The 19757-nt window shown below is 39.4% G+C and carries 16 protein-coding genes and 1 pseudogene; 14 read left to right on the top strand and 3 right to left on the bottom strand.

Going from position 1 to position 19757, the window contains the following annotated elements:
• Positions 1–276 precede the first annotated feature (276 nt).
• Positions 277–726, top strand: a complete 450-nt coding sequence (locus ACFWE9_RS08410) for a YfmQ family protein (RefSeq protein WP_230160730.1) — start codon at positions 277–279, stop codon at positions 724–726.
• Positions 727–1112: 386 nt separating this feature from the next.
• Here ACFWE9_RS08410 and ACFWE9_RS08415 read toward each other — a convergent pair whose 3' ends face one another.
• A complete protein-coding gene (locus ACFWE9_RS08415; protein ID WP_230160728.1) occupies positions 1113–1955 on the bottom strand; it encodes a MurR/RpiR family transcriptional regulator in 843 nt (280 codons plus the stop codon).
• A 767-nt stretch (positions 1956–2722) separates the two neighbouring features.
• Here ACFWE9_RS08415 and aspA point away from each other — a divergent pair.
• The 4 genes and pseudogenes from aspA (at position 2723) to ACFWE9_RS08435 (ending at position 6170) form a co-directional block, all read left to right on the top strand.
• On the top strand, positions 2723–4153 hold the full coding sequence (gene aspA, locus ACFWE9_RS08420; RefSeq protein ID WP_230160726.1) for an aspartate ammonia-lyase: 1431 nt from the start codon (positions 2723–2725) through the stop codon (positions 4151–4153).
• A 254-nt stretch (positions 4154–4407) separates the two neighbouring features.
• The gene (locus ACFWE9_RS08425; protein WP_377356423.1) at positions 4408–4605 is read left to right on the top strand and encodes an EamA family transporter; all 198 of its coding nucleotides are present in this window, start codon (positions 4408–4410) and stop codon (positions 4603–4605) included.
• Positions 4606–5073: 468 nt separating this feature from the next.
• Positions 5074–5247, top strand: a pseudogene (locus ACFWE9_RS08430) (EamA family transporter); the annotation flags it as partial.
• 2 nt (positions 5248–5249) lie between these two features.
• Positions 5250–6170 (top strand): aminopeptidase, encoded by a 921-nt coding sequence (locus tag ACFWE9_RS08435; protein WP_230160724.1) that lies wholly within the window; start codon positions 5250–5252, stop codon positions 6168–6170.
• 108 nt (positions 6171–6278) lie between these two features.
• Here ACFWE9_RS08435 and ACFWE9_RS08440 read toward each other — a convergent pair whose 3' ends face one another.
• Positions 6279–6971, bottom strand: a complete 693-nt coding sequence (locus ACFWE9_RS08440; protein ID WP_230160722.1) for an N-acetylmannosamine-6-phosphate 2-epimerase — start codon at positions 6969–6971, stop codon at positions 6279–6281.
• Positions 6972–7002: 31 nt separating this feature from the next.
• Positions 7003–8538 carry a maltose/glucose-specific PTS transporter subunit IIC gene (locus ACFWE9_RS08445; protein ID WP_230160720.1) on the bottom strand — a complete coding sequence of 512 codons (1536 nt, stop codon included), beginning with the start codon at positions 8536–8538 and terminating at the stop codon, positions 7003–7005.
• Positions 8539–9018: 480 nt separating this feature from the next.
• On the opposite strand from ACFWE9_RS08445, the gene ACFWE9_RS08450 reads away from it, so the two are divergent.
• The 9 genes from ACFWE9_RS08450 to ACFWE9_RS08490 all read left to right on the top strand — a co-directional run bounded on the left by ACFWE9_RS08450 (position 9019) and on the right by ACFWE9_RS08490 (position 19362).
• Positions 9019–9324 (top strand): DUF2294 domain-containing protein, encoded by a 306-nt coding sequence (locus tag ACFWE9_RS08450; RefSeq protein ID WP_081113038.1) that lies wholly within the window; start codon positions 9019–9021, stop codon positions 9322–9324.
• A 193-nt stretch (positions 9325–9517) separates the two neighbouring features.
• Positions 9518–10555 (top strand): ABC transporter substrate-binding protein, encoded by a 1038-nt coding sequence (locus tag ACFWE9_RS08455; RefSeq protein ID WP_377356427.1) that lies wholly within the window; start codon positions 9518–9520, stop codon positions 10553–10555.
• A gap of 21 nt (positions 10556–10576) precedes the next feature.
• Positions 10577–11506: a nucleoside hydrolase gene (locus tag ACFWE9_RS08460; RefSeq protein ID WP_377356429.1), complete on the top strand. Its 930-nt coding sequence runs from the start codon at positions 10577–10579 to the stop codon at positions 11504–11506.
• A 24-nt stretch (positions 11507–11530) separates the two neighbouring features.
• The gene (locus ACFWE9_RS08465; protein WP_230160714.1) at positions 11531–12352 is read left to right on the top strand and encodes an ABC transporter permease; all 822 of its coding nucleotides are present in this window, start codon (positions 11531–11533) and stop codon (positions 12350–12352) included.
• Positions 12353–12358: 6 nt separating this feature from the next.
• The gene (locus ACFWE9_RS08470) at positions 12359–13147 is read left to right on the top strand and encodes an ABC transporter permease (protein ID WP_230160713.1); all 789 of its coding nucleotides are present in this window, start codon (positions 12359–12361) and stop codon (positions 13145–13147) included.
• Between the two features lie 15 nt (positions 13148–13162).
• On the top strand, positions 13163–14227 hold the full coding sequence (locus ACFWE9_RS08475) for an ABC transporter ATP-binding protein (protein ID WP_230160712.1): 1065 nt from the start codon (positions 13163–13165) through the stop codon (positions 14225–14227).
• Between the two features lie 16 nt (positions 14228–14243).
• A complete protein-coding gene (locus ACFWE9_RS08480) occupies positions 14244–15962 on the top strand; it encodes an adenine deaminase C-terminal domain-containing protein (protein ID WP_230160710.1) in 1719 nt (572 codons plus the stop codon).
• 614 nt (positions 15963–16576) lie between these two features.
• Entirely contained in the window at positions 16577–16729 is a 153-nt protein-coding gene (locus ACFWE9_RS08485; protein WP_155726505.1) for a hypothetical protein, read from the top strand.
• A gap of 728 nt (positions 16730–17457) precedes the next feature.
• Positions 17458–19362, top strand: coding sequence for an endonuclease MutS2 (locus tag ACFWE9_RS08490; RefSeq protein ID WP_230160708.1), 1905 nt, complete (start codon positions 17458–17460; stop codon positions 19360–19362).
• Positions 19363–19757: the final 395 nt, after the last annotated feature.

A 19757-nucleotide genomic window follows, 5' to 3' on the forward strand; every position in this document is an offset into this window, starting at 1 on the left:
CGAATATGGCAAAAATGTGAACGAAAAGAATCTGATAGATACGTGAAAAAAATCACCTTTGTAAGCTGTGTGAACAATCAAATGAGAATTTTGTCATTTAAGGATAAAAAAGTTAAACGAAAAAATATATTGATTGAGTTTGATTATGTTTTGTGCCCTCCTTCAAGTACAACTTTTCACCAAAAATGAAACGTTAATAGAACGGTCACTTCAAAGTAAAACTGACCGCCTCTTTCATTTAATAATTAAATAATAACGTAGCGGAGATGATCAAATATGACATTGCCTGTTTTGATTTTAACAATTATCTTAAGTTTGCTTAAATTATTAGTTACCTGTCTTCCAACCGATGCAGTGAATTGGATGATGAGTAAATTTAAAATACATTCAGAAATTAGTGACGCGAATGCAATCGTAACCTTTGATGGAAAACGTTTGGAAGGTGAAGACAAAATTCAAGTAATTAATTATTTTAACGAAGCAAAGTTTCTGAAAAAAAATCATATATTCCCAGGGAACGAGAAATTGTTTTTACATCCAGAGAACAGTGGGATTCCAATAACAATTGATACTAAAAAAGGAAAAAACGATGTTAGATTATTTGTGTATATTTACAACGACCACGTGGATGTAGTCAAACAGTACAAGAATAAAGTAGTTGCGTATTGTCTTCTTTCCGAGAGCCTCCAAGAAAGTTCCATGCCAGTAATAAGGAATTTAGTTTAAAAGGAACATAAAAAAAGACGTCTCTTAAAGTGAACTGCACCCCAATTGTTAGTAACATCTAACCAATTGGAGATGCAGTTTTTTTATGATGAATAATGAAAATGACTTTCGGTCAGGTTCAGCTAAAAAAACAAACTGATAACTTCCAGCCCTACCATCATATCACCAACAATGGATTTGCCCCATTTTCCGCCAATCTTAAATCTGTAGTTGTACGGGCGCTGTGGGGGAGTCGCTTTTATAAGAATATAAGAAGGGTGAATCCATATTTTGGGTGATTTTACCTGTGTGCAGTTGTAAATAAAATCTCAAAAAATAACCAATGGATTTTGTATAATTCGTGTATTGGTGAGAACATGTACTTTTTTTAACGGATCGGCCAAAAGTCAGTCGTTCTCGGTTAATACCTTTAAAGTCTTTTCTCTAATGCTTATCCTGTTTTTATAATCTTTTGCGACTAACTCTGTATATAGTAAATCAAAAAGTAATAAGAGCGGAAGAAGAGGAGAGATGTTCTGTCCCATATGCATGCTATTTTTGCTCGTGACCAATAGTGATATGTCACCCAGAAGTGAGAGCTCTGAGTTTTTATCGCCTGTAAATACCAAGATGAGCGAGCCTTGTTTCTTAGCGATTTTAACTGCGCGAATTACTTCTTTTGTTGCTCCGGAAATGGAAATGCCGACAACAACGCTATCCTTGTTACATAAAGCCGCATCCATCATGGACTGGTGGGGATCCGTAATAGCTTCGACAGGTAAGCCGATTCTGAAAAATTTGGATTTAAATTCATGGGCGGCTATACCTGAACTCCCTATTCCATAAACATGTATCTTCGATGCCTGTGTAAGGAAGGATACCGCTTTTTGGATATCGTCATATATTGTTATATGAAAGGTATGATCAATGATCCCTAAGTGATCTTGATAAAGTTTAGCGAAATAATCCACCTGCATGATGTTCTTCATATGTATCGGTGTATTTCGGAGATCCACGAACCTCTTTAACTCATGCCTAAATTCATTAAATCCAGAAAAAGCTAATTTTTGGCAAAAACGTGTAATCGTTGCTGGCGAAATATGAAGCTTTTTAGCTATTTGACTAATGGTTAACGAACTAACTTCTTCAGGGCGTTCTAGAATATATTTGGCTAGTTCTTCTTCTGTTTTGGTGAATTTACCCATACTGCACTCAATGCCATATATGAGGTTTTCTGCTAGATATTCCATCTGATCACCCATTTCAAATTTCTTAAAGTATCCCTTCCTTAGTTTAATGTATCCATTAGGGACGTCAATAACCGATTTGTTTAACATGAATGGAAGGGTGCAACAGAAAAAAATTGAAAAAAAGATCTTTTAAACAGCTGCTATGATATTATCCCAATGTAGACAGTGTAAAAAGGATCATGATCAAACATGGATGTTGACTTTTATGGCAGGGGTTTCATTTTGGAAAAAAAAGGGGCTTGTTTTCAATATCAGATGAACTAACGATACAAGGTGTAGCATGAAATTGAGAACGAAAAGCCAAGACTCGTGTTAAGAATAAATTTACCTTTTTATTGCTTCTATATATTAATTTACCTTTATATTGCTCCTATATATTAATAGAAAATGGAGTATAATTAGATTGTTCATTTACCAAAGAATAAGGAAGTAGAGTTTAGATGCTTCACTGATGTTGCTTTGGATAATGTACCCCGGAACTAAAGCCAAATAATTGAAAGTTAAGGTAGTGATGGTATATCATTTCACAGTGATACATTTTGGGAAATAGAATAAGTTGGCCGGGTATGGAATATTTGTTGTCATTACTATATGATATTAGAGGACTTGGGGCGATGAGCATGTCAATATTCGTTCCAAAAATAGAAATACGGTGCCAATCGATCCTAAACGGAAGGTGATATTCTGCAAAAAATGGGATTCACATAAGATGAAGGAATGAGGAAACACCTATTACAGAAATATTAAAACATGGGGGAACTGGGGAAATGATGATAGACGAGAGAACATGCAGAATTGAGAAAGACTTTCTTGGTGAAAAGGAAATTCCATCAGATGTTTATTATGGAATACAAACTTTACGCGCTGTAGAAAACTTTCCGATTACAGGTTACAAAGTCAATGAGGAAATGATTCGTGCATTAGCCATGATAAAAAAAGCGGCCGCTTTAGCAAATATGGACACAAAACGTTTGTATGAAGGAATTGGAAAAGGCATCGTTAAAGCTTCAGATGAAGTGATCGATGGAAAGTGGCATGAATATTTCATCGTTGATCCAATTCAAGGTGGCGCTGGTACTTCGATGAATATGAACATTAATGAAATCGTTGCCAACCGAGCTTTAGAATTAATGGGACACGAAAAAGGTAACTATGCAAAACTTAGTCCAAACAGCCACGTTAACATGTCGCAGTCGACTAATGACGTATTTCCAACCGCTATTCATATATCAACACTTCGACTGCTAGAGCAGTTAATTCAGTCAATGACAAAGATGAGTTCGGTTTTCAAGGCAAAAGCAAAACAATTTGATCATGTTATCAAAATGGGCCGTACGCATCTTCAGGATGCAGTGCCAATTCGTCTCGGCCAAGAATTTGAGGCATATAGTCGCGTGGTAGAGCGAGATATTAAGAGAATAAGTCAATCACGTCAACATTTATATGAAGTGAATATGGGAGCAACAGCGGTTGGAACTGGATTAAATGCAGATCCACGTTACATCGAAAATGTGGTTATTTATTTAGCTGAAATTAGTGAATTGCCACTTGTGGGTGCGGAACATTTAGTGGATGCAACACAAAATACGGATGCTTATACTGAAGTGTCCGCTGCATTGAAAGTATGTATGATGAATATGTCTAAAATTGCTAATGATTTACGTTTGATGGCTTCAGGGCCAAGAGCTGGATTAGCGGAAATCATGCTTCCTGCACGTCAACCAGGATCATCAATCATGCCTGGAAAAGTAAATCCAGTAATGCCGGAATTGATCAATCAAGTTGCTTTCCAAGTAATTGGGAATGATAATACGATTTGCTTAGCGTCAGAAGCAGGTCAATTGGAATTAAACGTTATGGAGCCAGTACTTGTATTCAATTTATTGCAATCAATTAGCATCATGAATAATGCGTTCAATGTCTTTACGGATTATTGTTTAGAAGGTATTGAAGCGAATGAGGAACATTTAAAAAATTATGTCGAACAAAGTGTTGGAGTGATTACAGCAGTCAATCCTCACCTTGGATATGAAGTGGTTTCACGTATTGCGCGTGAAGCGATTTTAAAAGGCAAATCAGTTCGCGAACTTTGCTTACAGTATGATGTGTTAACAGAAGAGGAATTAGATTTAATTCTAAACCCTTACGAGATGACCAAGCCTGGTATAGCGGGTGCTTCTCTTTTCGATCGAGAATAACAAATAAATGAGTAGATAACTTTAACATATATTGAATATTTATCGGAAGAACTATGTCTATTAACATAAGTGTTAAAGGCATAGTTCTTGTTTTTTATTTTTACTTGATTTTTTTAAAGCATAAGCTATTTAGTGAGATCAAAGTGAAATGATAACCTTCGATCAACTGCAAGCATTGTCGCAGAATATGTATAGTAGAGGTGATCCGGTTTTCCGGATCTCTTTTTCTTAAACTTAAGGAGAAGGATGAAAAAATGCTTATCACTGCTCTATTCCTTTTAAGTCTTCTATGGGGGTCAACGTTTTATTTCACAAAATTGCTTCTCCTTGATTTTCTTCCCGTTTCGCTTGTGTTTTATCGATGTTTATTTGGAATGATGGCTTTATTACCTTTTTTTGTTATGGAAAAAATCAAAAAAAAGACTTTCAAAGAGTTCCTACTCTCTTATTAATAACATGAATAAGTGCAGGAATTCCGTGGGTCTTCATGAGCTTAAGCTTAAAAGGTTTCGATACGACTATCGGAGGGGTTCTGAATGCATCAGGTCCAATATTCGGGATTGTTTTGAGTGTGTTAATTTTTAAAGTCCCTGTTACTTGACTTGAATTATGGAGCGTGCTGGTTGGCTTCGGTGGAATTTGCACGACATTGATAGCTGGGATGAATGGAAGTTCTCCATTCCATTTTGGGCCAGCAGGACTGCTTTTAGTGGCAGTTTGTTTCTATTCCATGTCTGCCGTGCTGCGAAGTATTTGAAGCATTGTTCGCTTATCACTCTTTCATTTATGACAATGCTTGTAGGCAGTATTTACTCTGGCATATTCATGATGTTTGCTGAGCCGAAAAGTTTTCAGCATTTCAATGATTTGAAACCATTTTTACTGTTCATTGTTTTGGGTATGGTTAACTTAAATCAGGCGGGGCTCTTTTTGCATTGTTGGTTACTTATTTAATGCCAATTATGACCATTATATTAGGTGTTCTGTTTCTTGAAGAAAAGGTAAACGGCGGTATACTCTTTGGATTGTTGTTTGTGTTTACAAGTGTTTATATGATGAATAAAAAAATGTTTAAAGAAATGGGGAGTGAATAAGCATGAGCGAGTTACACACAATTGTTGCAAATATCATGGCAAATAATTTAAATGTCACTAAATCTGATTCCATTTTAGTATTAACGGATTATAGTACCTCTTTATTAGCAAAGAAATTCAGGAATGCTTTATCAACAAACGGTTGGAGTGCTTCTTTTTATGAAATGGAAGATCGAAAGAAATCAGGCGAAGAGCCACCGAAGGAAGCTTCTGATGAGATGCTGAAACATGATATTGTCTTTTGTTTAACAAAACATTCATTAACACATACAGTAGCACGGAAAAACGCGAACCTTCACGGCATAGGTGTGATTACAATGCCGGGAATTACGGAAGATATGTTTTTACATGGGGCAATAAATGCAGATTATAAACGAGTGGAAAAAGAAACATTAGCAATGACGGAAAGATTATCACAAGCTGAAAAACTAATTATAAAAACCGGAAAAAACCTGTTAGTGATACCGCTGCATGGGAGAAAAGGTGTTCCAAGTACTGGCGTTTTCAAAGAAAAATCTGCTTCGGGTAACTTGCCTTCAGGTGAAGCCTATATCGCCCCTGTAGAAGGCGAAGCAGAAGGACAAATTGAAATTAATGGTTCAATTGCAGGAATTGGGCTTTTGGAAAAGCCGATTGTTTTAACGCTCCAAAAAGGCAGACTTGTCGAAGCAACAGGTGAAGCGGGGAAGAAATTACTCTCACTCCTTGGAAATGGAGATGGAAGATTACTTTGTGAGCTGGGAATCGGGACAAACCATGCCGCAAGAGTAACCGGTAATATTTTGGAAGATGAAAAAGCCTACAATACGATTCATGTTGCTTTCGGTTCAAACCATACCTTTGGAGGCACGATCAAATCAAATGTTCATATTGACTGTGTAACTGTAAAACCGGAAATGGAATGGGTATTTTCTGAAACTTGAATACGACCCAAACACTTCCGGAAGTGTTTGGGATTATCGAAGCTTTGACTCCAGATAAAAAAGACCCAAACTGTTGTCAGTCTGGGTCTTTTCATTCCTATCAATTTTCTATTTTTGGATAGCATCTACGAATCTTTTAGTGATTTGCTGAGGTCTGGTAATGGCACCTCCCACTACTACTGCATGGACATTCATATCCAAAACAGAGCGAGCGATTTCTGGTGTGATGACGTTCCCTTCAGCGATCACTTTCGCTTTTTTCACTGCTTGTACTATCTCTTTGAGCAGAGCATAGTCATCCTGGTATATTTTCTGGCCGATCGTTTCGTTCGTATAGCCGTATAAAGTGGGGGCCACAATATCGAATCCTAAATCGTCAGCGTATACGGCTTCCTCAATGGTAGATACATCCGCCATTAGTAATACATCCGGATATTTTGCTCTTATTTCACAATAGAACTGATGTAACGTTTTACCATCCGGTCTTACCCGGGCTGTAGCATCCGTCGCTATGATTTCCGCTTTAGTTTCCATCAATGCATCTATTTCGGTCATGGTGGGCGTGATATAGACATCGTTTTGTCCATACACCTGTTTAATGATCCCTATGACTGGAAGGTCCACATTTTTCTTGATTTCTATTATGTCAGCTACAGAGTTTGCGCGAATGCACTTTGCACCGCCTTCTTTGGCAGCAATGGCCATGCGACCCATAATAAAAGAGCTGTGCAGCGGCTCATTCTCCAATGCTTGACATGATACAATTAAGCCTTTGTTAATTTTATCAATCACCTGTTGCATGTTTAACACGTCCTTATCGTTATCTATGTTCTCAATGACCCAAGAATTCTTCCACTTCGTTTTTGATGATCGTTACTTGGGGACCGTAAACTATTTGAATGCCATTCCCTTTTTTTACGACGCCTTTTGAACCGGTTTGTTTAATGACGTCCTCTTTTACCAATGATTCATCCTTTACCGTGACACGCAGACGAGTTGCGCAACAATCGACTATATCGATATTTTCCTGTCCGCCTAATCCATTGACGATGGTCTGGGTTCTCTCTGATGCCGTTACTTGTGTAACAGCGGTCTGTTCATCATCTTCGCGTCCGACCACTTTTAAATTCTTCTTCCTGATCAAGAATTTAAAAGTGAAGTAGTATAGGAAAAACCATGGTATGCCGACAAGCAGTACATACACCCAATTGGTTTTACTGATACCCTGGAGTATCCCGAATAAAGTAAAATCAATAAATCCTCCAGAAAAGGTTTGACCGATCGTTATATTGAATATGTCTGCCATCATGAAGGCAAGTCCATCAAATAAGGCATGAAAAACATAAAGGATTGGAGCGACAAATAAGAAACTGAATTCAAGCGGTTCGGTGATGCCTGTTAAGAAAGATGTTAAGGCAGCTGAAAGAAGTAAACCGGCCACGATTTTCTTATTTTTAGGTTTAGCGCAGTGATAAATGGCCAGTGCAGCGCCGGGTAAACCAAACATCATCGTGATGAACCGTCCGGACATGAACCGGGAAACACCCTCATAGTACTTGACGGTAGTTGGATCGGCCAATTGCGCAAAGAAGATATTCTGGGTCCCGCTAACAATCTGCCCTTTAATCTCCATCGTTCCGCCTAAAGCTGTTTGCCAGAAGGGAAGGTAGAAAATGTGGTGCAACCCTAACGGCCCGAGCATCCGTAATATGAATCCGTAAAAGAAAGTCCCAATCGTACCTGTGCTCGTTACCAGCGCACCTAATTGGTTTATGAAAAGTTGGAAGTAAGGCCATACGATAAAAAGCACGGCTCCAACCAAGATGGACGCGAAGGAAACGATGATCGGAATGAACCGGGAACCACCGAAAAATCCTAACACCTGCGGAAGCTGAATTTTATTATATTTATTGTGCAAAAGTGCGGCAACGATACCTACTACGATACCGCCAAACACACCAGTCTCCAGTGTTTGGATCCCGACCGCCATTCCCTGTCCGGCACCTGCCAAATTCTCTTTGGCAAGTTCCCCGTTTATTTGAAGCAGTGCATTTATGGAACTGTTCATGACGAAATAGCCAATCATGGCTGCCAGTGCAGCGGTTCCTTTATCCGAACGTGCCAATCCTACTGCAACACCTACGGCAAAAATAACCGGCAAGTTGCCGAATACAATACTTCCTGCAGAACTCATGATTGTGAAAATGGCCTGCAGCCAAGCAAAGTCTAAAAAAGGATAGGCCTCTACTGTATTTGGATTAGAAAGCGCACCACCAATTCCCAGCAATAAACCGGCCGCTGGTAAAACGGCAATCGGGAGCATAAAAGATTTTCCGAACTGCTGCGCTTTCTCAAAAGCTTTCTTCATAAAAATTCCTCCCTTATTTAACGAGCCTTTGATACTCTCTATTTTTAGTCGATCTATACTAGCTATATTAAATCCCTATGATAGCGTTTTCAATACGAAACAGGATTATATCAATTGTTTTCAATCTTGCGCTTATTTCTCTGAAAAAGTTTTCAAAACAGGAATTCCCTAAAAATCCTTAAAGCTGATAAGTTATTTATTGATTTCTTCAGAGTAAAATTCCTATTGAATAATAGGGGGTGCTGATTTGGATATAAAGTTATATAAGTATAATAAAACCCTCATATACTTATCTTTATAATTCGTGAATTGGTGAGTAAATGTACTTTTTAATAAAAAAAAACATTTTTTTTGTGCGAAATCCGAATATTATCTTGTGCAATTAAGAAAAAGTATATATAATTACCTCAAATGATAGTTTGGCAGGTGATAGTCATCTTACCGATAAACTCTAACGAAACGAAGAAATTGCTTTCTCATATGTATAATGAGGTATCGAAGGAATTGTTCGGCTTTGGTACGACGCTGCTGAAGGTTACCGTTGAACAGAATGTGATTACATTTCAGGCCAAACATCGGCGTGCCCCGCGCTCTGAAGCTTTAGAAGGGGAAGTTCCCAGCCTGAAGCAGGAGGTTGACTTTCATATGTCCCTGCTTTATAAAAAGAAACTGAAACAAAAGCTGGAAACGCAAACGAATTGGGATATCGAAGCCGTCCTGAGGGATTATGACTCAGCGACGCAGCTGGCATTCACCAATATTGTATTGAAGGAAAAAATTATATAATCATATAAATGGATTTCACTTCGGATTTATCTGGAGGGAACGCCACAAGAGAGCCAAATGATAAGTTTTATCTTTGTTTACAAAGAAAAGACAATCTTGGGTAGAATTTAAATTCTATTTAAGATTGTCTTTTTTTTACATTTATATCAGTAAAAAGGAAAGTTTAAACAATATAAAATTGGAGGTTTGGATGATGAAAAAAATATTAATGATGTTATCGCTTTTCACATTAGTTTTAGCTGCATGCTCTTCAAAGGAGGAAGGAAAGGAAAAACCAACAAAATTAGTCGTTTCCACGTGGGGATTTGCCGATGATTTCTTCCGGCCGGAAGTCTACGAACCATTTGAAAAAGAGCATAATGTCGAGATTGTCGTTGATTCAGGAAATAATGCTGATCGTTTGAACAAGGTACGCCAAGCGAATAACAATGTGGATGTTATCTATTTATCCGACTACTATGCACAGCAGGGCATCGATGAAGGGTTATTTGAGAAAGTTGACCATAGTAAAATTCCGAATATTGATAAAATATACGACAAAGCAAAAGCACCAAACGGCGCTGACTTTGGACCAGCTTATACCATTGCACAATTTGGCATTGCCTATAATCCCGATGAAGTGAGTAAACCGATTACCTCTTGGAAAGATCTTTGGAGCAAGGATTTGAAGGGTAAAATCACGATCCCATCCATCACTTCAACAACTGGACCGATGTTTTTGGATGCCGCTTCGAAAGTAAGCGGAAGTGAAGAGTTCAATGAAGATAAAGCATTTGCTCAAATGAAACAGATCATGCCGAATACGGTAAAAGAATATGGACAAACGTCAGAGTTCGTAAACATGTTCTCACAAGGGGAGATTGCAGCAGGCCCGATCATGGAAATGTATTTTGGCGATTTACAGGAAGCAGTTCCTAATGCTAAGTTCATTTCCCCAAAAGAAGGCGGCTACGCAGTCATGAATACGGTGAATATTGTTAAAGCCAGTGATCAAAAAGAATTGGCTGGGGAGTTCATGAATTACATCTTAAGCAAGGAAGTTCAGGAAAAATCAGCGAAAGCGAAAGTGGATTCTCCTGTCAATACGGAAGTCAAGCTCTCAAAAACGGAAGCGAAAGGCTTAACCTATGGAGATGACGTCATTAACAGCCTTCGTGTATTGGACATGAAGTTTGTAAATGAAGAATCTAAACAATGGATCGATCGTTGGAATCGTGAACTTACACACTAAGAAAGTAAAGAGGTGTGATTGATGAAGAAAAAAATGATTCTTGATGTGGATACTGGAATAGATGATGCGATTGGGATCATTCTTGCTGTTAAAAGCCGTCAATTCGACATGTTGGCGATTACAACAGTAAACGGGAATGTATCACTCGATACAGCCACACTGAATACATGCAAAATATTGGATTTGTTGGGTGAACAGGACATTTCCGTCATAAAGGGGGCAGATAGCCCAATAATAAGGAGCCCCTTTTTTGAACACCGGATCCATGGGGAAGACGGGATTGGCGGAGCCTTGAAGGGTGTGCCATCCATAAAGAAGCCGGATGATGGTTTTGCTGCTGATTTCATTATCAATTCCATTTTGAATTTTCCTGATGAAGTAACGCTTGTCATGACGGGACCTCTTACGAATCTGGCACTAGCGGTGAAAAAATGTCCGCAAATCACCAAACTTGTAAAAGAAGTCATTTTTATGGGCGGAGTTATAAAAGGGGTTGGCAATGTCACGCCAACCTCGGAATATAACACATATGTTGATCCTGAAGCAGCCAAAATCGTATTACAGGCTGGGTTCAAATCGATCACGCAAGTGGGTCTTGATGTCACGAGAAAGGTTCTATTGGGAGAAAAGCATATCGAATCGGTTCAAAACGATGTACTTTCTGACTATATAAGAGAAAGTACATCCGATTATCGGAAAAGGTATTTTGAACGTAACGGTATATGGGCTTGTGCCATGCATGATCCATTAGCTGTAGCTATCGCTCTGCAAGAAGATCTTGTCACTAGAGAAGAATATTATGTGGATGTTGAAACAAAAAGTGAGCTTTGTGATGGACAGATGGTTTGTGACTTTCAAAATCGGCTGATGAAGCCAGCAAATGTTCATGTTTGTCTAGACGTCAATGCGGACGCGTTTTTCGACCTGTTTATTCGCATAATCAATTCATAAATAATACGAACAGGGGGTTCCGAGGTGAAAAAACGCTATCTTTACCTGTTGCTGTTGCCAGGGTTACTTTTTTTGACGATTTTCATGATCATTCCCATCCTATTAACGATCGGAACAACATTTTTTACTGAAAACGGATTTTCCATACAAGGATATCTCGATTTTTTCAAGGATCGATACTTTATTGAAATTCTGCTAACGACTCTTAGGGTGAGTCTGTTCACGACAATCATTTGTATTCTATTAGGATTTCCAGCAGCTTATTATATTTCGAAACTGAAACAAAGAAAAAAAGCCATCATGCTTTTACTGACGATCTTCCCGCTATTAACAAGCCCTGTGGTTCGCTCATTCAGCTGGATGGTCATTATCGGTAAAAACGGTGTGGTGAATAAAATGCTTATGGGCATGGGCCTTATTGAACAACCGCTTGATATTCTGTACACGCCAACTGCGATCATCATCGGATTGGTCCATTTATTCTTGCCATTGATCATTGTGACGTTGGTGGGAGTAATGGAAAACATCGAGACCGATTTATTAAAAGCGGCGGAGAGCCTTGGAGCATCAAGATTGGCAGTGTTTTCAAAAGTGATCATTCCGCTTTCGGTTCCAGGTTTGGTCATAGGCAGCATTCTTGTTTTTGTAGGGAGCTTCACGGCTTATACAACGCCAGCTTTACTAGGTGGGAAACAGCGGGTCATTTCGACCTTTCTATATCAAAATGCGATTACATTGAACGAATGGCAAGTGGCATCGATTGTCGCAACCATCATGATTGCGGTAACAGTTCTTATCATATCGATCATGAATGGTTTGGCAAAAAAATTAAATCCAAAGGGGTAGAGGTGTATGCAGGAAAAAAATCGAGGATTGGCCCTGTTTACTCTCCTGGTGTTTCTCTTTTTACTAGGGCCTTTGCTTATCATATCCGTTACGTCATTTGAAGGCGGAAATATTTTGAAGTTCCCGCCAGAAGAGCTTTCTTTAAGATGGTACGAGAATATTTTTAATGTGGAAATGTTTTTGGTCGCTTTTAAAACGTCCATCCTTGTTTCATTGGGAGGCAACCTTTTGGCACTGTTACTGGGAGTGCCGGCTGCCTATGCATTAAGCCGATTTGATTTCAAAGGGAAAAGTGTGATTAATGCATTTTTCGTTTCTCCAATATTAATTCCGGGTATCGTACTAGGTTTTGCGTTTTTACGTTATATTGTGGGGACTTACCAGCTTCCGATTTATGCGGCTCTGTTTGTGGGACATACTGTTATCATGCTTCCGTTCATCATCCGTGTGATTTCTTCAAGCTTAACAAATTTCGACTTTTCCATTGAAGAGGCGGCGGAGAGTCTTGGAGCAAGTAAATTGGGCACATTCTTTACAGTCGTCCTCCCGAATATAAAATCAGGAATTCTAGCGGCAGTCATGATCGCCTTTTTGGAATCCTTCAATAATGTAGACATTTCCGTTTATATGACAGGTCCTGGGGTGAGTACGTTTCCGATACAGATGCTGACGTATGTAGAGAACTACTTCGATCCTACGATTTCAGCCATTTCCGTATTACTCATGTTCATAACGGCATTCTTCATGTTTATAGTCGAACGGCTCATGGGATTGACTTATTTCACAAAACGATAAAGGAGGTAATGATGGATGGCTTTATTCACTTTACAAGATATCTCTGTAGCATATAACAAACAGAATATATTAAAAGATTTCAATCTTGAGATTGAAAAAGGGAAACTGGTATCCCTTCTTGGCCCCAGCGGCTGTGGGAAAACAACGACCCTGCGTTTAATAGCCGGATTTTTACAGGCGAACGAAGGGAAGTTTCTATTCAAGGAAAAGGACTATACGAAAGTGCCCGTTAACAAGCGGAATTTTGGCTTTGTGTTCCAAAACTATGCATTATTCCCGCATTTGTCGATATTCGATAATATTGCATTCGGTCTTCGTCTTAGAAAGAATTCTAAAAGTGAAATTGAAAAAAAGGTAATGAATGTACTTGAAATCGTTAATTTAAAAGGATTTGAAAAGAGATATCCCCAAGAGCTTTCCGGAGGGCAAAAGCAGCGGGTTGCGATTGCCAGGGCGCTGGTGATTGAACCCGATATCTTATTATTTGACGAGCCTTTGAGTAATCTAGATGCGAATTTAAGAGTGAATATGAGAGTCGAAATTCGCCGTATCCAACAAGAACTGGGGATTACAACGGTATATGTTTCCCATGATCAGGAAGAGTGTTTTTCCATATCAGACCAGGTAGCGATCATGAATAAAGGCATCATCGAGCAGCTTAGTGATCCTGCCACCATTTACAAGTATCCTCAAACCAAATTTGTCGCAGACTTCATCGGTTTTAAGAACTTCATTGAATTTGATAAGCGGACGGATCATGAAGACAAAATTGAACTGAACAAATCAGGATACTCTTTTGTGCTGCACAAGGATGCACAGATGACCAATGCGAGTGGAAAAATAGGTGCTATCAGGCCGGACGATCTGCTAATCAGGGAAAAAGAGGACATGGGAGCGGTCCTGGAAAATAGTTTATCTGGCAGGGTTAAGGTAAGTACGTACCTTGGTAGAAGCTATCAATATGTCGTTGAAACCCCAATAGGTGATTTCACTGTGAACAAGGAAATGACGGAATCTTATCGGACGGGTCAGGAAATCATCCTTGAAATTCCGAGAAATCAGATGGTGCTTGTTGACTAGCTTAGGAGGGTAAGTTATGCGAATGGATATGCTAGTAAGAGATATCAATGTTTTTAACAGCTATTTTAAAAGATTTATTAAAGGAAATGCAGCCATCAAGGATGGAAAGTTTTATTATATTGGAGAACGGGAATTAGATGCCTTCGAGCCGGATAGAATCATCGATGGACAAGGTAAGTATATGGTCCCGGGTCTGATCGATATCCATCTGCACATTGAAAGTACGATGGTGACGCCTGCGACGTTTTCCTACGGGTTAATCAAGAATGGCGTGACCACAATCGTGCCGGAACCGCATGAAATGGCTAATGTTTTCGGGATTTCTGGTGTGAAGGAAATGATCAAAGCGAGTAAAGATTGCGTAGCGGATATGTTTTATGCCATCCCGAGTTCCGTTCCTGCGACATCGATGGAAACAACAGGCGGTGCTATAGAAATAGATGATATAGATGAATTGATGCAAACGGAGGACATTAAATGTCTCGGCGAGATCATGAATTACTATGAGGTCATAACCGACCCTGATTGCAAAACAAATAAGATCTTGTCACATATCCGTTCCCGTTATCCAGATCTGATCATAGAGGGGCACGTTCCAAAGCTGCTCGACTTGGACTTGCAGAAGATTGTTTATGCCGGAGTGAATTCAGATCATACACACCAGACCGTGGAAGGGATGGATGCGAGGATCGCTGCCGGAATGTTCATTGAGATTCAAGAAAAATCAATGACTGAAGAAGTGATGAATTACTTGAAGGAAAAGCAGGTGGATGAGCATTTCTGCTTTGTCACCGATGACGTCATGACCGACTCTTTCCAAACAAGAGGACATCTGAATGTCCTTTTGAAGAAAGCGATTCTAATGGGCATGTCCCCGGAAAAAGCCATTTATGCATGCACCTATACACCTGCACAGCGGATGAGGATGTATGACCGTGGCGCCATTGCACCTGGAAAAGCAGCAGATTTCCTGCTTGTATCCAACTTGGAAACATTTGATATTGAACAAGTATACAAAAAAGGTGAGCTCGTTTATGAATCTTCACGTCCATATGTGCAAGAAGTGAAGGAAAGACAATTTCCTGAGCATTTCTATCAAAGTGTGAAGCTTGCGGAACTTACTGAAAACGATTTTAACATCCCAATCTCAAATAATCATGAACACATCAAGTGCCGAATCATCAACGTGCAGAATGGTTCCACTTTCACGACTGAAACCCATGATAGCTTAAATGGGAAGAATGGTGAATTATGCTGGGAGGAAACCCCATACGGTTTAATCGCCACATTCGAACGGTACGGGAAAAACGGTAACAGGGCGCACGGGTTGATCGCCGGGGATGTTTTGAAGCGGGGAGCGGTCGCCACCACGTATTCGCATGATAACCATAATCTTTTGGTGATCGGCCATAATAAGCAGGATATGCTGATCGCCGCTAACGAAGTAATAAGGAAACAAGGCGGAGTCTGTTGCGTTGAAGATGGCGAGGTCCTATCCATGATTCCACTTCCTGTTGGAGGCATTCTTTCCGAAGAGCCGATGGACATCGTTTCGGAACAGGTTCAGCATCTGACAGAAGCACTTAAATCGTTAGGCTACGAACATTATAATGTCATCATGTCATTAAGCACCTTATCGCTTCCTGTCAGCCCGGCTCTGAAAATTACCGACCATGGATTGATCAACGTGAATGAAGGGAAAATAGTCCCTCTCATAATGAATGATGAAGCTTAAACCGCAAAGGGGATTATCCAATGGATAATCCCCTTTGCCAATGCTAATAAAAAAATGAAAAATGATAGCAGGATGAAAAATATATGCCGTTTGAAATAACGCTGAATAAGATTATACTGCCCCTTCTCGTCCTAATCCCCATACAAGGTCTATCACCAGGAAAAAGATGATTGGAATCGATAAATCCACTTTTGAATAAGTTTCCCGACCTTTGATATTGAAAAAAGTAGAGTGATATGTAGGTACTTTTAAAACGTCTATACATTGACCAGTGGATAACCACAAGATGTTCCTTATGACTGAACAAAATCAATAGAAATTTGAGCTAATTAAAACGGTCTCATTAGTCGTTATTGCAGCAAGCCTTTTCGTCATTGCTTATCAAAGGGTTTCCTACTTTGGTGATGTTGTTCAGCTGTTAGCGGCACTTGTAAACAAAGGGAATTAATCTACACCAGAGTAGAAGGGGAAGAATACACGTTTTTTATCAGTATTTTTTTCATAAAATTACCATTAAGGGAAAGATATGATAAAATAGAGGGACAACTGAGGATAGAGTGGTGGTCACAGTTTTGCTTTTCCATCTAATTATAGATGGGGAAGGAGGTGACCGCATGATTCATTTCTTATTGAACTTAATTACAGATATGGGGAAAGAGATATTTGTTGCTGTAGCAACCAGTCTTATCCTGTCTGTGTTCGCCAAGAAACGGAAAAAGAACCACTCATCCTCCCAAGATGGCAATGGTTCTTCTTCTGACGATTAATTAAGTTAGTTGTGACCAACCACTCTTGCTAGTTGTCAGCCTCATGTTAGCGCATGGGGCTGTTTTCAGTTTATGTTAATATAAGGATAACATACCCCAATTTTAAAGTAAATATTCAGACACTGAAAAGGGGTGTGACTGAAGCATTATTGCAATAACGTTTAGTTAGCTCTGGAAATGCTCCGTGGCGGTTTTTGTTCTTGGAAAATATCCATTGCATCTCCTCTTTTTTAAATTCTTAATAAATGATATCCGATTTACATGCTTTTATAAAATACGAAAAAAACATTGACTATTTATTACTTATATGGTATATTAATTCCAATCTAAGAAAAGGTGTGGTGTTTTATGTCGGGAGTAGGTATCAACTAATTTAGTTGAATAAGGTATTTAATCACTGCTTGGTCAGTGCATTAAGTATGCCTTTTTTTTACAGTGCAATTCTGCATTGTGAATACCTACCTTAAGACTGCTTCCTTTTCCATAAATCGTGTAACATGTAGGTGTTACGACGAAAAGCATGGTGGGATTTGTCCTACCATGCTTTTTTGTTGAAAGCAGGTCTATTTAGATCTGCCGAATTTGTTATCGATTTTAGGTCCTTATAAGGCCGTGCCCGCAGGAGCTTTCTACTCAAATGGCTTGTTCATTTGTAAAGGTAGGGGGACTTTTGCGGGCATTTTTTGGATTTAAGGAAAATCGCACACTCAATCAAGGAGGATCATGATATGAATTTGATGACATATGAAAAACTACAATATATACAACTGAAAGAAATGGTGAAAAACCATTGTGTAAGTGGTTTAGGAAAAGCATTATTGGATCAGTTAAAGCCAAGCAGCATTTTGAACGTTGTTAAAAATCGGTTAAACGAGACGACAGAGGCAAGGAATTTGCTGAATGCGGAAAGCCATATTCCCTTAAAGGGCATTTCCCATGTGGGCTACCATATCGACAAACTGGAAAAGGGAATGATTTTGGAGCCCGCTGAGTTGGTGGCGATAGCAGACTTCTTAAGAGGCTGCAGGAATATCAAGAAATTCATGACCGATAAAGAGTTCTTTGCTCCTACCCTGCATTCCTACGCCCGCTCCATGACAGAATTCAGGAGCATCGAGGAAGAGATCCAATTTACCATAAAGGGAAATATCGTCGTTTCCGAAGCCAGCAAGGATCTGAAACGGATTCGGAACCAAATCATCAAGACGGAAAGTAAAATAGAGGAACGGCTGAATAAGTTCTTGAAGAGCGGGGCCAATAAAGAGTTCATTCAGGAGTTTTTCATCAGTAAAAAAGATGATCGCTATACAATCCCGATCAAAGCCTCTTATAAAAATCAAGTGGCCGGAACGATCGTGGAAGTTTCGGCAAAAGGGGCTACCGTGTTCATGGAACCTGCCACGGTGACAAAGTTGAATGTAGAATTGGCTAGTTTAAAAGCGGAAGAATCGATGGAAGAGTATCAACTTTTGGCCACATTATCTGGCACGGTTTTCGAGCAGCTGAAACCGATCAAGATCAATATCGAGCTAATCAGTCAATATGACATGATCTTCGCAAAAGCCAAGTTCAGTAAAAGCATGGATGCCATCGAACCGAAAATCAATGATCATGGTTATATTCAGTTAAAAGGCTGTAAACATCCTCTTTTGCCACAAGACAGTGTACCTTTGGATTTTGAGATCGGTAAGGATTATCGCAGCTTGATCATTACTGGTCCAAATGCCGGAGGTAAAACAGTCGTCCTGAAAACGATCGGCATCCTTACGTTGGCCGTCATGTCAGGGCTTCATGTTGCCGGAAAAGAGGGGACGGAGCTTGCCGTCTTCGATCAGGTATTCGTCGATATCGGTGACAATCAAAGTATTGAAAATGCGCTGAGCACGTTTTCATCGCATATGAAAAACATATCGGAAATCATGGGGGCAATAACCAATAACTCATTGCTGCTGTTCGATGAAATCGGGAGCGGAACGGAACCGAATGAAGGTGCTGCTTTAGCGATTGCCATCCTTGAGGAATTTTATCAGAGGGGCTGCATAACCGTTGCGACGACCCATTATGGTGAAATCAAGCGTTATTCGGAAATACACAGTGATTTCATGAATGCGGCTATGCAGTTCAATAGTGAAACACTTGAGCCAAAGTATAAGCTGTTGATCGGGCAATCCGGGGAAAGTAATGCCCTGTGGATCGCGAAAAAGATGAATGTTCGTGAAAAGGTTTTGCAAAAGGCAAAGCTCTATATCGATAATAAAGACTATGACTTGGGTCTCGTTCAGGAAGGTAAAATCAAAAAAGTGAAAGCGGCAGCCGTTTCAAAAACAGCTTTGTATGAATTTGAAGTAGGTGACAAGGTAAAGGTAAGCGAACTTGATGGATATGCGATCGTTTATAAGAAGAAGGATTCGTTCAATAATGTCGTCGTGCTTTTTGAAGATACTTTCAAGGAGGTTCATGCCAATAGGCTGGAGCTAGAAATAAAAGCCGTCGACTTATATCCGGAAGGCTATGATCTGAATACCTTATTTGTCAGTTATAAAGAAAGGAAATTGGACCGGGACTTAGAGCGGGGATCAAAAAAGGCGTTAAAGAATGTTGCGGCGGATATACGGAAAAAGCTCAGAGAATAGTACAATAATGATATGAAGGGGAGAAACTTGTTCAACCCAAAAAAGTAGACATCATTAGGGTATGGGCCCCTTGCCCATACCCTTTAATTTTCCCTTGATTTCTCGTGTGGATCGTTACCAGTCACGCTTGTAGCGCAGAGAGCACTCCCGAAAAATTGAAAACATCAAAAGAATGTTAAGGGAAAAAATTAAAAGGTTGATTCAATCCTAAGAAAGAGGATAAGACAAACAATGTATAGGGTGAGTTTTAATAGTAATCAAGTTTAATAGCTATTAAATTTAAAAATAATCAAAAAGCGAAGAAACAACAAAATCAATTAGAGTTGAACGATAAAATAAGAAAGGGATACAAACAACATCTCGAAAAAAGGCTGTTACTATCACCTAAATATTAG

The sequence above is a fragment of the Peribacillus sp. NPDC060253 genome (genome assembly GCF_042727425.1).
Taxonomy (GTDB): Bacteria; Bacillota; Bacilli; order Bacillales; family DSM-1321; genus Peribacillus.

What these genes read in the sequence shown, in the direction of transcription:
- ACFWE9_RS08410 (WP_230160730.1), top strand. Translation starts at nt 277, where the DNA reads ATGACATTGCCTGTTTTGATTTTAACAATTATCTTAAGTTTGCTTAAA.
- ACFWE9_RS08415 (WP_230160728.1), bottom strand. Translation starts at nt 1,955, where the DNA reads ATGGAATATCTAGCAGAAAACCTCATATATGGCATTGAGTGCAGTATG.
- aspA (WP_230160726.1), top strand. Translation starts at nt 2,723, where the DNA reads ATGATGATAGACGAGAGAACATGCAGAATTGAGAAAGACTTTCTTGGT.
- ACFWE9_RS08425 (WP_377356423.1), top strand. Translation starts at nt 4,408, where the DNA reads ATGCTTATCACTGCTCTATTCCTTTTAAGTCTTCTATGGGGGTCAACG.
- ACFWE9_RS08435 (WP_230160724.1), top strand. Translation starts at nt 5,250, where the DNA reads ATGAGCGAGTTACACACAATTGTTGCAAATATCATGGCAAATAATTTA.
- ACFWE9_RS08440 (WP_230160722.1), bottom strand. Translation starts at nt 6,971, where the DNA reads ATGCAACAGGTGATTGATAAAATTAACAAAGGCTTAATTGTATCATGT.
- ACFWE9_RS08445 (WP_230160720.1), bottom strand. Translation starts at nt 8,538, where the DNA reads ATGAAGAAAGCTTTTGAGAAAGCGCAGCAGTTCGGAAAATCTTTTATG.
- ACFWE9_RS08450 (WP_081113038.1), top strand. Translation starts at nt 9,019, where the DNA reads ATGTATAATGAGGTATCGAAGGAATTGTTCGGCTTTGGTACGACGCTG.
- ACFWE9_RS08455 (WP_377356427.1), top strand. Translation starts at nt 9,518, where the DNA reads ATGAAAAAAATATTAATGATGTTATCGCTTTTCACATTAGTTTTAGCT.
- ACFWE9_RS08460 (WP_377356429.1), top strand. Translation starts at nt 10,577, where the DNA reads ATGAAGAAAAAAATGATTCTTGATGTGGATACTGGAATAGATGATGCG.
- ACFWE9_RS08470 (WP_230160713.1), top strand. Translation starts at nt 12,359, where the DNA reads ATGCAGGAAAAAAATCGAGGATTGGCCCTGTTTACTCTCCTGGTGTTT.
- ACFWE9_RS08475 (WP_230160712.1), top strand. Translation starts at nt 13,163, where the DNA reads ATGGCTTTATTCACTTTACAAGATATCTCTGTAGCATATAACAAACAG.
- ACFWE9_RS08480 (WP_230160710.1), top strand. Translation starts at nt 14,244, where the DNA reads ATGCGAATGGATATGCTAGTAAGAGATATCAATGTTTTTAACAGCTAT.
- ACFWE9_RS08485 (WP_155726505.1), top strand. Translation starts at nt 16,577, where the DNA reads ATGATTCATTTCTTATTGAACTTAATTACAGATATGGGGAAAGAGATA.
- ACFWE9_RS08490 (WP_230160708.1), top strand. Translation starts at nt 17,458, where the DNA reads ATGAATTTGATGACATATGAAAAACTACAATATATACAACTGAAAGAA.